Below are 13,348 nucleotides of genomic sequence, written 5' to 3' on the forward strand. Positions count from 1 at the left end.
CCGCAGGACCGGAGCAGATCGGGCCAGCAGGGTTCCCCAGATCAGACCTCACGCCGCCACGGGATCAGCCCGGTCCACCTCGACCGTCAGGGACCGGGCGATCCGCATCACCGAGGTGGTGCTCGCCCCGGTCTCGCGGGCCGTCGCCCTGATACCTCGACCTGCTTCCAGAGCCATCTTGATCTGCTCGATCTTCTCGTCAGACATCGGCGGGCGGCCCAGGCGGGTGCCCTTCTCACGGGTCCGCTGCAATCCGGCCTTTACTCGGGCCGCCACCATAGCTCGCTCGAATTCCGCGAAGACGCCCATAAGCTGATACAGGGCACGCCCAGATGGCGTGCTCGTATCGAGCGCCTGCTGGTGCAGATAAAGGTCGATCCCTCGCGCCTGGATATCGGCGAGGAAGGCGACGAGGTCCTGGAGGGACCGGCCCAGCCGACACACGCTCCAGGCGGCGATCATGTCATACTCTTTGCGAGCAACGCCCTTCAGCAGATTGTCGAAGCCAGGACGTTGATCTCTTCCCTTGGCTCCCGAGATGCCTTCATCCGTATGGACGGCGACCACTGTCCAACCGAGACGGACCGCCACCTCGTTCAATTCCCTCAATTGGTTCTCGACGGTCTGAGCCTTCTTATCGGTCGAGATTCGTCCATAGATCGCCACGCGCTTCGTCATGCCGCCACCGTGCCATAGCTTCGGGATCAGTCAACGAATGGCGTCAGAAAAACAGATGTTTGCAGAGACACTCGTACGCGAACTTCGTACGCCTGCGCAGGTCCCGGAAAATAAGGATTTTTTGGACCGCTCCAGCCGCGAAGTTCAAGGAGGTTTTTGGTACAGGGCGGAAGGACCGCTAGGACGGTGTGGACGTGGCAGATAAGAGTGGAAGCGGCGTCGAGATGAAGCCCAGGCGACCAGATAACGTCGCAGAGTAGAAAGACACCGCCGCCCTTCATTGACAGACGACCCTGCGAACAATATGTACCCGAATCCTTATCTCTTACAGATGAGGATCGTGTCTCACGGCGTTCATCGTGGGACACCTATTTAAGGCGTCATTGGACGAGCCTCTATTTGATGGCTGCTCATGATTTTGGGCAGCGTATTCGCTGCGCCGAGTGCTTGGCTGTAGCCGCAGGCAATTTTCATAGGTCCAGCGAGGCGGCACCTACATAGGCCGCTACTCATCAACAACCTGTTCGCGCAGATTCCTGCACGACAATAGAGGAACTATGTGAATGTCCGAAGACGAATCGAACTGTGTCATGTTCTATCCGAGTAAAGCGGTCCAGGACGTGCTCAGCACAAATCCCACTGGAAATATATCGGATCGGATTAACGATGTGTGCGAGCAGCATCAAGATATCGTCCGCTTCTACATGCCGTCCTTTCAAGTCAACGAGTGGATGGCTATGATTGATTGCTGGAATAGTACGATCCGCAACGCTACATTGGTGCATCACCTTGAGCACAGCATCCGTGATGCAATTGATCTGGACGATCTTGCTGGCCGCTGGAATTTCAATGGGGATGATCTCTGCAACCGTCTCCAGGTGATGGGTGTTGGAGAAAGGATCGCTATCATCGAGGTAGTGAATCGGTATTGGTCTGCCTACGGGGGCAAAACAGTCGATGCTGTCGAAGCGCTCCAAGCTGTTGGCGCGAAGATCAATCGTTGAGATTGGCCCCTGTAGATCAATTTAATTGGCAACGGCGGCAGCCTCTAAGCTGCCGCCGTTCTTTAGGGTCAGTCATGATTATTCTTCGACGGACCGCCGTCTCACGATACTGCACATCCTGATCTCAAATTGATAAATCCTCATATGAGGACCAATTGGTGCTCCAGTAACCGCTGCGAACAGATCACCTGTGAGCACTGTGCCCGCCGGTATGCATGTCGGATAACTCGCCGCTTGCTCACCAAAGCTACGGGCAGCCTGCGTGTAATCGAGATAGACATCACGGCATCCCAGTATACTGATTTCTGGGCGTGGCGCGTCGAAGCTAGGAACCTCGTAGATTACCGCCGCAGAGAGAATCGGTGGTGGGCGGGCTTCATCATAGCAGTCTGGTGGTCCGCAGACCGTAGCGTACGCGGAGTCGTGAGCCTCGGGTCGTTAACCGCTTCCGAGGTCCTATCCGCCTTCGATGCACGTTGGAGGACAGGCATCCGGCCCATCGAACCCACCGATCTGCGCAGGGAGATCAGTGCATTCATTGATCCAGGCGTGATTGCGCTCTCGCCATCACCTCACGGTCGCTACCAAGCCTTGAAGCTCTCGATATGGCCGCAGCGGTCTCGCACCAAAACACCACCGGTAAGAGGCGAGCACCTGCCAACCCTGAACATCGAGCCTATGCCAATCTTGATCTAAGACGAAAGGAATTCATGAAGAATCGCACCCCTAAACTCGTCACCTACGGATGCGCCTACGACAAGGCGGTAGACATAGTATGTGATCGCGGGCTTCTTCATTGTGAGCCTTTGCCAGAACCGTTCCATGGCTTCTGCTTCGCCGACGAACGAGACCTCACCTACGTCGCAACTGCCGTAGCTGGCGAGGTGGAGTTCTACGATAACGTCGTTATCGGAACGCCGAAGCAGCAGGCGCAAATAGAAGAGTTCATTGAACTTATCGAGGCGGAGGCCCGCGTTGAACGTGTCGATCTCCTCGGGGTCTTGTTTTGGAACGCGGTGGATGAAACCATCTTCAATGAAGCGCTTGGACTGCCCGCCTGAGAAGCTAAACGGGTTCGATAATGGCCGGATCAGGGAGAGCCTCTATGACTGACGATAACCTCTACGCAAGTGTTCGACTCCCCGCCGACCGCCGGGGCTTAATCATCAAGGTCCACGAGCGAGAGAACGGCGGGCCACCTGTATATGATATTGAGACGAACGAAGGCGAGACCATTACGATGGTCGAGATCGCCGAGGGCGGCTTGATCCCCCGCCAGGATTACGACCGGCTCCTTGCACTCGCCCGTGGAATCGAGGACGGCAGCTTCGGGGCTATCGACGTGACCGACTGGACAGAGTAGCAACTCCAGGAGCACTTCCTCGCGACAACTGGTAGAAGAATGACCGATTGAGGTGTCTTCGATCAGCGAGTTGGACAATGCAGCCAAAGACGATAAGCATGGACCAGCGGCAAGTCCGCGTACATCCTGATCACGAGTTTGATGGGGATGTTCTGTTATGGATCGACGAGACCCTCCCGCATGCATTCCGGTTTCTCGGGCAGCGGCTTTACGATGATATCGTCAGTTGGGTGCCCAGTCATACCGAGGGGGTGTGGTTCATCGACATCGACCCTAATCAGGATGGATATATTCGGTTCGCCGAACTGCACGATGCCGAAAAGTTCAAGGAGAGTTTCGGCTACCGGATTTGGTAGCCGCCCTTGAGATAAAGTAGCGCCTACGCTTGGATTGATCCTTGCCACCCGAGGCGTCCAGTGCCTGAACCCAGTCGAGCAGATGTCTGCTATCGTCGTACGGAATTGGGCTATCACCATCCATTACGCCAACAGCAAGCCCCTTTGCATGTCCCTCGGCCATGCGGTCGATCCAGAAGCGTTCCCCCTCAAACCCCGTTGGGGCACTTACGACACTATCGATCCGTTTGAATAGGTAATCGAAGATGCGACCCGTGCTCCGCTCCAACCCAGGAGCCGACCGACGCCAGAGCGCCACCTCCGTCGCAACCACCCTCAGCGGTTCTATCTGTTCGACCTTGTAAGTCAGATAATAGGTAAGAGAGTGCTCATCCTTTCTGTACATGAAAACCTCGTGGCGGTCCTGACTGGCGGTAACAGCCAGAAGGACGGTGTCATCCTGGTGGATGACTTTACACGGAGTCGCCAGGAGGCGCTCCAGATGTTCCCGATTGGTAAAGCGATCCCCCAGGCCGAAGTCATTCGGCATGGTGTGAAGGAACGGCATCTCAAAAGGTTTTCGGATCATCGTCATACTGACTTACCATATTCAATCCGGGGTGCCATTCGGGTCGGTAGGCAGATCGGACCCTCATCTGCATGAGTTTCAGGGCAACATTGCATTGGCCCGCCTCGATGTCATGGGTGTTCACTACTATGGGCTGCGGCCCATCCCGGAGAGCAACCTCCGTCCGTGCTTTCTGAAGGACCCTAACGGTATCACGGTTGAGATCACCGGTCCCTGACAGCCGCCCAAGGAATATGGAGATATGAGTCGAGTTCTCCGATTTCACGCCAAAGGTGGGCCGACGAGTTCGATGCCAAACTGCTGGCAGGCTCGGGCAAGGGCCTCAGCCTGCTCGGGAGTGGGCGGACCAGATGGATCAGGCACCCCCTGTCGCTCAGCAGGACGGCCAAATGCACGGATGAAGCTCTCGAACTCGCCTCGCGTAACGGTGAGCATCCGGGCCTGAGCCGACTCGACCCTGTACGTGTGGGGAATCCCCTTGGGCGTCAGCAGCGTCTCCCCGGCCTTGGCCCTGTGCTCCTGGTCCCCAACGCGATAGCGCACCTCACCTTCGAGCACGTGGAAGATTTCATCCTCGTCATGGTGGATATGAAGGGGCGGGGAGTCTCCCTGCGAGGCTCGGTGTTCCAGTACCGAGATGCCGTCTGAACCATCTCGTGACGAGATGCGGATGGTGACGTGGGTATCAAGGAACCAGAGGTTCCGATGATCAGTGGCGTCGTCCATGCTTGTACTCTTCCTTGCCGCACACTCGTACCGATGCAGTGATGCTGAGCAATGAAATTTCCAGGATCAGTCGGTCCGCTGTTTTCGATACGAGTTCTTCACTGCAATCTTGCCGTCCCGGAACGTGAACACATCGCAGCCCTGGACTTCTATGCGAGCGCCATCTGGCCCATTTGCCGTAAAGACCCACTCTGAGACGCCACGATCCCCAGCGGTGAAATGCTTGGGACCATTCCATCGCGCATCCGGAAAGGTAGCAAAGACCTCCTCTATCCCACGGCGAACTTCGCTCTGACCTGTATAAACGGTCCCCTTCATGTCAGGTCTACGACTGGCCTCGAACACGCAGTCTTCGGTCATCATCGACAGGATTGCATTCGTATCGTGCCGGTTCCAAGCCGTCGCAAAGTCGTCGAGGAATGAATTGGAAACGGTGTTGGGCATCTGAGTTCCTATCCTACCTCGTGTTCTCATTAGGTCAGTAGACGATGTTCCGGTCGCACTCCATGATCAGCCGAACCAAGGTTGGCGGGGCTCCCTTCTCATAGAGAACATCTTGGATGTCCTCATCGGTCACGCCTCGTGCGGCGCAGGACCCGCCCGAGAGGTAGAGACGACCGCGTCCCGCGATGACCTTAGAATAGTGTTCGTTCAGCGCACCTGTGCCGAGCCACGTCAGGGCATTCCGCACGGGTTCGCGCAGGAGTTGGACCGCATCGCCTGCCAGAACGACATGAACCTCATGTCCCGCCTCAACCACCGATGCTGCGACAAAGAAGGCGAGGGTCGCCTTGGTCGGTTTCTCAGGTCCGCAGGTGACGTGGACAAGGAGGCTGGGCATGAGCACCTCACCCAAGGATGCAAATGACAACATTGCTCAGCATCAACTATGCGCATGATCATGCGGTGCGCCAACGTACCGATGCGACTATTCTGGATGAGGTGCCTTAGAGGACCGAACGAGGCGGCGTCACTCCCTACGTTCTTCAACTCGTGAGAACCTGCTCGACCCAGGCTGGGACAGCCTCACCCGCTGGTCCATACCGCCCCTCGTCGAACTGCCGGGCGTTGTCTGAGGGTTCCAGATTGATCTCGCAGGTACGGATACCATGCCCTCGCGCCTCCGACACGAATCCGGCTGCTGGGTAGACCGAGCCCGACGTGCCGATAGAGACGAATAGGTCAGCCCCGAGCAGAGCGTCATAGATCGCATCCATCTCCAGAGGCATCTCGCCGAACCAGACCACGTGAGGTCTCATGCCTCCGGAACGGCGGCAGGACGGGCAGAGGACCTCAGTGCCCAGGTCCTCGCGCCATGGCATTATCCCGCCGCAGGCTGTGCAGCGGGCTTTGAGCAGTTCCCCATGCATATGAATGACCTGCCGCGAGCCAGCCCGTTCGTGGAGATCGTCGATGTTCTGCGTACACAAAAACAGGCTGCCGCCGCGCTCGGCCAGACCAGTCTCTAGTCGCGCGAGAGCCCAATGAGCCGCATTCGGTTCTGCCGATAGGAGGTTCTGACGGCGTAAGTTGTAAAAGGCATGTACCTCATCGGGATTATGGACGAACGCCTCGGGAGTGGCGAGCTTCATCGGATCAAAGCGGGTCCAGAGCCCGTCCTTGTCTCGGAACGTCCCCAAGCCGCTCTCGGCTGACACACCAGCGCCGGTCAGTGCAAAGATGTTCATAGCGCCTCCCAAGATACGCGTTCAGGCCACTACACTCGGCAGCCCCTGCCCATGGCAGACAATAGGCATCTCGTATTCACAGATGCAGCTTCGCCCACTCGCTTTGGCTTCATAGAGCGCCTTATCGGCTGCTTCGAGGAGGGCGTCTCTGTCGCCTCCCTGAGATGGTCGTATCGAGGCGATACCGATGCTCACCGTCACCACCTGATAAGGGCTCCCCACGTGGGAGATACCGAGGGACAGGACGGCGTGGCGGATATTCTCCGCGATCATCCGGGCACCCTTCAGGTCCGTATCTGGAAGGAGGACAATGAACTCTTCGCCGCCATGCCGAGCCGCCAAGTCAAACGGTCGTCGGATGTTCGCGTCGAGCACACGAGCAATCGCACAAAGCGCCTCATCGCCCCTTGCATGACCATACTGATCGTTGAAGTTCTTGAAGTAATCCGCGTCCACGAACAGCACTGACAGGGGTGCGCCCACACGGGTGGCTCGCCGCCATACCCGCTCATACGCCTCGCGGAAGGCGCGGCGGTTCGGCAGGCTGGTGAGATCATCGGTCCTGGCAATCCGCTTGAGCTTTGCCTCGGCTCTCGTGCGGCGGCGCAGTTCGCGTTGGAACAGAACCGTCAGCCCAATCAATGCGCCACAGATCAGCAGCGTAATGCTACTCTGGACAACCGCCTTAGCCCTCCACGCTGCCATAAGTTCATCGACGCTTTTGGACAGGACGAGCACGAGAGGAAAGCCGTCCACACGCCCGAACACATAGAACCGCTGAATGCCATCGAGCGCTCCGGTTGACGCAAAACTGCCAGACCTCTCCTTGAAGAAGTGTCTGCCATTTGGCGTGCCGCTCAGGTCCTGGTTGATCTGGCTTTCGTTGAGCGGCTTGCGGGTGAGCAAGATGCCGTCATCCCGAAGGAATGCGAGCGCACCCTCCTGTCCCAGGTCGAGGTTCTGGAACAGGGCATTGAACTTGGACAGGGATATCCGACTGGCAACCACACCCGCGAAGCTGCCATCCGGGCGGGACAAGCGCCGACTGATCGCGATGCTGAAATCACCCTGTCTGAGGGTGCTCTGGAAGGGGCGGCTCACATAGAGCCCGACATCGGCGCGGTCTCGGTGAGCCTGAAAGTGATCCAGGTGGTCGCCGTTAAACCGGCGCGGCAGGATGGACTCGGAATCGGCAATGATGTTGCCTGCTTCATTGAGAACTACCACGCCGCCCATGTAGTCCACGGTTCGTGCGCGGTCGAAGAGGATACGGTGCCGGGCCAGTGGAGGAAGATGGAGCAGCGCCTCATCGGCGACATCAACGCTGATCTCCTTGAGGGCGAAGTCGAGGGCCTCAATGTTTCCGCCAATATCCTGCGCCAGGGCGGTCAGAAGGTTGCGCAGCGTTCGCTCAGCATCGAGCCATGCGTTCTGGCGATCATTCCATAGGGAGAAAGCTGAGATTGCGAGGATACTGAGCGCGATCATCCCTGCAATCAGTTGAAGGGCGAGTTCTGATAGCAGGCGTCTCATTACGTCTTACTTAGCACCTTCGCGGCATCCTGGCTCTTTGCGCTCTAATGCTCGAAACGCGAAGCCTCTGCATGGCAGCTAAGCAAGGCTGGCAACCGCAAGTCAAGACTGGCGAGTAGGTGGAAAGCACATGTACTTCTGTGATTTCCCAGAATGTTGCAATCCCACAACTGTGGTTACGTCGCACACGAGACCATCCGGCGCTATAGATTGGGGCAAGCCAAAATATTGATGCGAATGCGCAGAGCTTCTTATACTAACGACTTGCCAAAAATTACGGAATTCGGTCGCTCCACGACAACGATTTCTGGTGACATGTCCTTATGAGGCCAAGGTATCGATATGGGCAAACCTGACCTGCTCACCACCATAGATGCAATCTACGCTGCTGCCCTCGACCCGGAACGCTGGCCGGATGCTCTCAGCCACATGACACAGGTTGCTGGCGGAATCGGAGCGGTGATCGTACCCGTCGCAGCGACTGCCAAGATGGTAACCATCTCCTCCTCCAGCCTGGATGAGGCCAATCAAGACTACGGTCAGGAGTGGTGGCGTTACGATGTTCGTAACGAGCGAGGACTGGCACGCGGGATTTCAGAAGGGCTAATCACCGATGCTGATCTCCTTGATGAGGAAACCCTGCGGAGCCACCCCTTCTGTCAGGAGTTCCTTAGGCCGCACAATCTTGGCGCTTACATGGGGTACGCGACCGTTCTGCCGTCAAGACAGGTCATCACGGTGGGGATTCACAGGGACCTTCGCCGGGGCTCCTTCGAGAAAGCCGATGAGGCGAGTTTCGCCCGGCTTGCCCCCCACGCGGCGCGGGCTCTCGCAGCAGCGGCGGAGATCGCGGAAGGCAGACGCGCCTCCCGTCTCCTTGGAGGTGCTCTTGATCGCCTCACTTGCGGTGTCATTCTGTTAAACGCTCATGGCAGTGTGGTTTCGATCAATGAGGTCGCCCAATCTATGCTGGGAACAGGCTTCAACGTCTCTGGTGGGCGGCTCAAGGCGGCAACGGCACGAGATCAGAAGGCTCTGGATGCCTTGATCATCTCCGCTTTGCCTGGACACGCAACCTTGGTTCGTCCGCCGCTGGTTCTCGCCCGTCAGGCTGGTGGCGAGCAGAAGGTCTTTATCCAGGCCGTTCCAATCAGCGGCAATGAGCATACCGGCTTCGAGCAACTTGCTCTGCGACCCGGAGTTCTCATGCTCGTTAACGGGCTTTCAGCCCCGGCTGCGGAAGTCCTCCAAGAGCGCCTTATCCGCCTCGGCCTCACAAAGGGGCAAGCCCGTGTGGCGGCGGCAGTCGGCAGCGGATTGTCCTCGAAGGAAGCCGCCGAGCAGTTAGGGCTCACGGATGGGACGATCCGCACGGTTCTCAAGGTCGTCTATCAGCGCCTCGATATCTCGCGCCAAGGCCAACTGGTGGCGCTTGTGACCAAGCTCGGATCGTTGCCTGAACCAAGCTAAGGCAGGAGGCAGCCGGTGCTCCGATCCGTTAGGCACCAGCAAGCCATCCTGATCTTCTCCGAAGGGCGTATCACAAATGTGGAATGCGCCAATGCTCACAACTCACCAAAATAACGGGGAGGTGTGTGGAGGGAAAATGGGCGAACGCAGTCGTTACAAGAGTTCTTCGCGTTACGAGGTGACATCGCGTCATGACTGATGAGGAGGTTGAAGTCGTTGCGGCGGCACTTGCTCAGGCGGGAGGCATGGCTTGGCATCATGGGAGCGAGCCGAACGCGATCACAAGAGTCGTCGCGGACCGCTATCGCGACCGGGCACGGGCTTCCATTGCTGCCCTTGACCGGTTTCGGGCAGGGCGGGACTTGGGCGGTTCTCTGGATCAGGAAAGCGGCAGGGCCTCGGAGGAGGTGACCACCGCCTATCGCCAAGGCCAAGACATTTCTCCTGGCGACAGCGTGATCTACCGTCCCCCAGGAGACCGAAGGGCTTATACCTGTCGCGTGGTGGAACTCCGTGGCGACCGGGCTTATTTGACGCCAGTCCTGGGGAAAAACGTCGGGTGGGTGTCCATCGAGCATCTCAAACCGCCCGAAGGTGAAACATCTCAGAATGGTTAGCACGGGCAGGAGGCTCGAAATCTCTCCAAGTCGTGCCATGACCAGAGGTCCCCAATCCGATCATCGTGCCGCAACTGTTTTCTGGCTGCTCTGGCGCTTGAGGACTTTGCGTATCTGAAGTCGCACTTGAAGATTGTGCAGCTTGTACGAGACAGGGTGCTCTATGAGCCTGGAAGTTCAAGGATGGCTTACCACCAAAGGACTAGGCGATGTGTCGGGTACCCAACAGACTTTCGGCGCTCAACTGATGTATCGATCAGTCCGCTTTTGAGGAAAACCTTAGCAATATCACTGGATGCAATTGCCTGATTCCGAACGAGGAGTGCTGCAATAGTTAGATAGTTTATTGCTAAACTGTTCTCCTGGGCTCATGCCAGGGCTTTCTTCCCTTGAAGCATCCCGACGATGCTGATCAACAACAAGCAAACCAACACTAGAGTGGAACAATGCCGAACCAGCAGCATGGATCGTCCGCACTCGACCGGTTGGTCGTTGGTGGAAACAGAAGGTTTGATCTACGTGCTCTTCTGCAAGACACGGCCCGCACCCTGTCCAACCTCGATTTTGAGTATCGCCACGAGATGCAACGGCTGGAGGCCAGCAGGACCGATCCGGTGCTGAAGCGACAGATCGCCGAAAGCCTGACGATAAGACACCGCGAACGGCGGCAGCCCTACGTGATGCTCGTCGCTGAACTTCAGAAGCATCTTTCGCCCGGCGCACGGGACGATCTCCAGGCGACGGGTTGATCCGACTTTTCGACTTCACCGGCTCCCATTGCCCCTACGAGCCGGAACCTCCAAGCGCCCCCAGCGGGCGCTTCTTTTTTGGTTCCTCCCATGAGGCGAAGATCGGGCTGTTAAGGGACACCCAGCGGGTTGTTCCGCCCGTTCCCCTCATGCCCCAAATGCAGGTGATTTGGGCTGAACATCGACAGATGCACCAGCCGGTCGAGAATCGAGGATCGTCAGCCTCTGCCCCTTGAGGGAAATCAGCCCCACCGCGCGAACCTCCTTGAGCGTCCGGTTGGTGTGAACCGGCGTGAGCCCAGTCCTATCTCGCAACTCAGTCTGGGTCACCGGAAACTCGAAGCTCGCGCCCTCAACCAGATCGACAGCCCGGAGGCGTACGAACATTTCGCAGATGAGATGCGCCACCCGAGGTAGGGCATCGCGCTGCCCCAGGTTCACGACCCACTCGCGGGCGATTGCCTCGTCTACAAGTGTGCTCCACCACAGGGCGCGGGCAATGCGGGGGTAGCTGTCGGTGAGAGCGATGCTTAGCATCCGATGAATAGGGTGCTCTCATAAAAAGGCGGGAAGCTGTAGCTTCCCGCCAGTCGGGGAGGAACGCAACGATGAGGAGCATGACCATGAAGTCTGAGCAAAACCGCTCTACATCAAGTTTGTTCCGAAAAGTTTTGAGAATCGCGTAATTATACGAGTACTTTAACTTACGATATAATTTTTGTGCTAAGTACAGCGCGAAATATAACTTAGATTAGTCTTTAGTGTCCGTTCTCTTGAGAAACGTCGGAAGGCCGCATGGCGCGAAGCGGCGAACCGGATCAGACAATACGAGGGTTGCGAAAGAGCATCCCCGACCCTTGGGGCGAACGTGACTGATCCGCTGGCGAATGAGCGCTGGACCCCGGCACTTAATTCTCCTTCCCACGCTGGATGATCCTGAGCTTCCGCATTATCGGCGGGAGGTCAGAGGGTGTTCCTGTCAGGGAGGCTGCTCTTGAGCGAATGCCTAGCTGGGGATGGACGCTTTGAACGCCCGATCTGCCCCTATAGCGTCCGCGTTTTCGATCCCAAGCAGATCAGCAATTCTGGTCGCCCGGCTAAGCAATGATGATGCGATTTTGGCCTGCCGTTAGGACTTTCGACTAACTGGCTTCTGTCGGCTGGGCGACAGACAAGGTTCCCTCAGCCTGATTATTGTTCTTGCCCTAGAGAAACTGAGCAGGGGGCACAGATGACTGCACGAACGATTAGCCTTGTCCGCGACCGCTCATCTCAGATCGACGATCCGTTCAGCATTCCCGACCCTGTCATCCGAACCGCTCTGATCTCCGACAACCTTCTGCTCAGTTCTGGCCTCCAGCACATCTTGCAAGGAACACCGTTCGTTCTCGCCGAGATGGCTTCTGTTGCCGATCTGGACCGGCTTCAGAATTTAGCTTTGGAGCCTGCGTTGGTCATCATCGATGCGAACAGGACCACCGGTCGTGTGTTTCAGGTTGCCAAGCAGGCAAAAGAGCAGTTTCCAGCAGTCAGTATCGTTGCCTTGGCGGACCAGTTTGATCTCGGGTTTGTGCTGAGGGGCCATGAGGCGGGGATCACGGGCTTCTGTTCGGCTGCAAGTGCTCCTGAAGTTCTGATCAAGTCCCTTGAACTGGTTATGCTCGGTCAGGGTATGGTGCCCTCTGCAATCCTTGACTCTATCGCGCTTGACACCGCTCAGCTTGAGAACCGGTCGGCCCAGAACAACAGCGTGGCCGAGGCGAGCCTGTCTGACCTGAAGGCTTGCAAGCTCTCGACGCGGGAGATGGAGGTTCTGGACTGCCTGCGCGAAGGAGCGTCCAACAAGGCCATCGCCCGCAATCTCGACATCACGGAAGCGACCATCAAGGTCCACGTCAAAACCATCCTGCGCAAGATCGGGGCGTCCAATCGCACCCAGGCTGCCATGTGGGCGTCTCAGCGCCTGCGGAGAACAGAAGTGTCGGCTCTGAACGTCTGAGCAATTGCCGATGAAAGTGGCGTTGCCCTGGCCCGTGAACGCGGGGTGAGGTTCGGACGAACTCCGAAGCTCACGCCGTCGCTGTTCCGGCAGGTGCTTCTGGCCCACGATGACCCGGCAACCACGGTACCCGAGACTTGCCGCATCCTCGGTATCTCCAGGTCGTCCTACTACTCGACTCTGCGGGCCGGGCGGCTGCAAGCTAAGGAGATTGTCGTCGAGGCCGCCTGATCTGGAAGCTCATGATCGGACACGGTCCCTGGATGGTTGAGAAGCCGTCCGAGAGACCGTGCCGGTTGAAGCCGGATCAGGGCTTCTTCGGCTTCCTTCCCTTTTGCTTCGCCGCCGCAGCCGCTTTGCGCTCGCGCTAGCGGATCGTGCCCTCGAATTTGAGTTCTCCTAAATACAGGTATGAACGTTTCTGAAATTCATAATCTTGGAGCCCGGCTCGGGTGAAATCCTGGACTCGTCGATGAAATCCGTTCCGTGATGCGGATCGCCCGGTCCCTGACGGTCGAGGTGGACCGGGCTGATCCCGTGGCGGCGTGAGGTCTGATCTGGGGAACCCTGCTGGCCCGATCTGCTCCGGTCCTGCGG

At 57.7% G+C, this 13,348-nt stretch carries 16 protein-coding genes; 7 read left to right on the forward strand and 9 right to left on the reverse strand.

Translation table 11 applies throughout. The annotated features are described in order from the left end of the window. Positions 1–48: 48 nt before the first annotated feature. Positions 49–678, reverse strand: a complete 630-nt coding sequence (locus E4K09_RS19760) for a recombinase family protein (RefSeq protein WP_134499449.1) — start codon at positions 676–678, stop codon at positions 49–51. A 563-nt stretch (positions 679–1,241) separates the two neighbouring features. Between E4K09_RS19760 and E4K09_RS19765 the strand changes: the two genes are divergently transcribed. The 4 genes from E4K09_RS19765 (at position 1,242) to E4K09_RS19780 (ending at position 3,401) form a co-directional block, all read left to right on the forward strand. Continuing rightward, a complete protein-coding gene (locus E4K09_RS19765) occupies positions 1,242–1,682 on the forward strand; it encodes a hypothetical protein (RefSeq protein ID WP_134499450.1) in 441 nt (146 codons plus the stop codon). 710 nt (positions 1,683–2,392) lie between these two features. Then, positions 2,393–2,743: a hypothetical protein gene (locus E4K09_RS19770; RefSeq protein ID WP_204985765.1), complete on the forward strand. Its 351-nt coding sequence runs from the start codon at positions 2,393–2,395 to the stop codon at positions 2,741–2,743. Positions 2,744–2,787: 44 nt separating this feature from the next. After that, positions 2,788–3,045, forward strand: coding sequence for a hypothetical protein (locus E4K09_RS19775; protein ID WP_134499452.1), 258 nt, complete (start codon positions 2,788–2,790; stop codon positions 3,043–3,045). A gap of 98 nt (positions 3,046–3,143) precedes the next feature. After that, positions 3,144–3,401, forward strand: coding sequence for a hypothetical protein (locus E4K09_RS19780; protein WP_134499453.1), 258 nt, complete (start codon positions 3,144–3,146; stop codon positions 3,399–3,401). Here E4K09_RS19780 and E4K09_RS19785 read toward each other — a convergent pair. From E4K09_RS19785 to E4K09_RS19810, 6 genes are all read right to left on the reverse strand, one after another. After that, on the reverse strand, positions 3,370–3,975 hold the full coding sequence (locus E4K09_RS19785; RefSeq protein ID WP_134499454.1) for a hypothetical protein: 606 nt from the start codon (positions 3,973–3,975) through the stop codon (positions 3,370–3,372). The two genes, E4K09_RS19780 and E4K09_RS19785, sit on opposite strands and share 32 nt — an antisense overlap. A gap of 255 nt (positions 3,976–4,230) precedes the next feature. After that, entirely contained in the window at positions 4,231–4,695 is a 465-nt protein-coding gene (locus E4K09_RS19790; RefSeq protein WP_134499455.1) for a cupin domain-containing protein, read from the reverse strand. 66 nt (positions 4,696–4,761) lie between these two features. Continuing rightward, positions 4,762–5,139 (reverse strand): nuclear transport factor 2 family protein, encoded by a 378-nt coding sequence (locus E4K09_RS19795; protein ID WP_134499456.1) that lies wholly within the window; start codon positions 5,137–5,139, stop codon positions 4,762–4,764. A gap of 34 nt (positions 5,140–5,173) precedes the next feature. Then, positions 5,174–5,536 (reverse strand): DsrE family protein, encoded by a 363-nt coding sequence (locus E4K09_RS19800; protein WP_134499457.1) that lies wholly within the window; start codon positions 5,534–5,536, stop codon positions 5,174–5,176. Positions 5,537–5,681: 145 nt separating this feature from the next. After that, positions 5,682–6,383 (reverse strand): NAD-dependent deacylase, encoded by a 702-nt coding sequence (locus tag E4K09_RS19805; protein WP_134499458.1) that lies wholly within the window; start codon positions 6,381–6,383, stop codon positions 5,682–5,684. A 21-nt stretch (positions 6,384–6,404) separates the two neighbouring features. Next, the gene (locus tag E4K09_RS19810; protein ID WP_166802420.1) at positions 6,405–7,871 is read right to left on the reverse strand and encodes a sensor domain-containing diguanylate cyclase; all 1,467 of its coding nucleotides are present in this window, start codon (positions 7,869–7,871) and stop codon (positions 6,405–6,407) included. 387 nt (positions 7,872–8,258) lie between these two features. Here E4K09_RS19810 and E4K09_RS19815 point away from each other — a divergent pair, with 387 nt between their 5' ends. Beyond that, positions 8,259–9,386 carry a helix-turn-helix transcriptional regulator gene (locus E4K09_RS19815; protein WP_134499460.1) on the forward strand — a complete coding sequence of 376 codons (1,128 nt, stop codon included), beginning with the start codon at positions 8,259–8,261 and terminating at the stop codon, positions 9,384–9,386. A gap of 1,063 nt (positions 9,387–10,449) precedes the next feature. Continuing rightward, positions 10,450–10,752: a hypothetical protein gene (locus E4K09_RS19825; protein ID WP_134499462.1), complete on the forward strand. Its 303-nt coding sequence runs from the start codon at positions 10,450–10,452 to the stop codon at positions 10,750–10,752. Between the two features lie 147 nt (positions 10,753–10,899). On the opposite strand, the gene E4K09_RS19830 is transcribed toward E4K09_RS19825, so the two are convergent. Continuing rightward, positions 10,900–11,289, reverse strand: coding sequence for a Crp/Fnr family transcriptional regulator (locus tag E4K09_RS19830; protein WP_134499463.1), 390 nt, complete (start codon positions 11,287–11,289; stop codon positions 10,900–10,902). A 694-nt stretch (positions 11,290–11,983) separates the two neighbouring features. Between E4K09_RS19830 and E4K09_RS19835 the strand changes: the two genes are divergently transcribed. Further along, positions 11,984–12,751: a LuxR C-terminal-related transcriptional regulator gene (locus tag E4K09_RS19835; protein ID WP_134499464.1), complete on the forward strand. Its 768-nt coding sequence runs from the start codon at positions 11,984–11,986 to the stop codon at positions 12,749–12,751. Between the two features lie 399 nt (positions 12,752–13,150). Here the strand turns inward: E4K09_RS19835 and E4K09_RS29860 are convergent. Further along, positions 13,151–13,348 (reverse strand): hypothetical protein (locus E4K09_RS29860; protein WP_204985766.1); only part of this gene is annotated, 198 nt, incomplete at its 5' end.

It is taken from the genome of Microvirga pakistanensis (assembly GCF_004458765.1).
GTDB classification, from domain to species: domain Bacteria; phylum Pseudomonadota; class Alphaproteobacteria; order Rhizobiales; family Beijerinckiaceae; genus Microvirga; species Microvirga pakistanensis.

Excerpts from the sequence above, each read along its gene's own strand:
- E4K09_RS19800 (WP_134499457.1), bottom strand. The coding sequence starts at position 5,536 with ATGCCCAGCCTCCTTGTCCACGTCACCTGCGGACCTGAGAAACCGACC.
- E4K09_RS19815 (WP_134499460.1), top strand. The coding sequence starts at position 8,259 with ATGGGCAAACCTGACCTGCTCACCACCATAGATGCAATCTACGCTGCT.
- E4K09_RS19825 (WP_134499462.1), top strand. The coding sequence starts at position 10,450 with ATGCCGAACCAGCAGCATGGATCGTCCGCACTCGACCGGTTGGTCGTT.
- E4K09_RS19760 (WP_134499449.1), bottom strand. The coding sequence starts at position 678 with ATGACGAAGCGCGTGGCGATCTATGGACGAATCTCGACCGATAAGAAG.
- E4K09_RS19830 (WP_134499463.1), bottom strand. The coding sequence starts at position 11,289 with ATGCTAAGCATCGCTCTCACCGACAGCTACCCCCGCATTGCCCGCGCC.
- E4K09_RS19765 (WP_134499450.1), top strand. The coding sequence starts at position 1,242 with ATGTCCGAAGACGAATCGAACTGTGTCATGTTCTATCCGAGTAAAGCG.
- E4K09_RS19835 (WP_134499464.1), top strand. The coding sequence starts at position 11,984 with ATGACTGCACGAACGATTAGCCTTGTCCGCGACCGCTCATCTCAGATC.
- E4K09_RS19805 (WP_134499458.1), bottom strand. The coding sequence starts at position 6,383 with ATGAACATCTTTGCACTGACCGGCGCTGGTGTGTCAGCCGAGAGCGGC.
- E4K09_RS19770 (WP_204985765.1), top strand. The coding sequence starts at position 2,393 with ATGAAGAATCGCACCCCTAAACTCGTCACCTACGGATGCGCCTACGAC.
- E4K09_RS19790 (WP_134499455.1), bottom strand. The coding sequence starts at position 4,695 with ATGGACGACGCCACTGATCATCGGAACCTCTGGTTCCTTGATACCCAC.
- E4K09_RS19785 (WP_134499454.1), bottom strand. The coding sequence starts at position 3,975 with ATGACGATGATCCGAAAACCTTTTGAGATGCCGTTCCTTCACACCATG.
- E4K09_RS19775 (WP_134499452.1), top strand. The coding sequence starts at position 2,788 with ATGACTGACGATAACCTCTACGCAAGTGTTCGACTCCCCGCCGACCGC.
- E4K09_RS19795 (WP_134499456.1), bottom strand. The coding sequence starts at position 5,139 with ATGCCCAACACCGTTTCCAATTCATTCCTCGACGACTTTGCGACGGCT.
- E4K09_RS19780 (WP_134499453.1), top strand. The coding sequence starts at position 3,144 with ATGGACCAGCGGCAAGTCCGCGTACATCCTGATCACGAGTTTGATGGG.
- E4K09_RS19810 (WP_166802420.1), bottom strand. The coding sequence starts at position 7,871 with ATGATCGCGCTCAGTATCCTCGCAATCTCAGCTTTCTCCCTATGGAAT.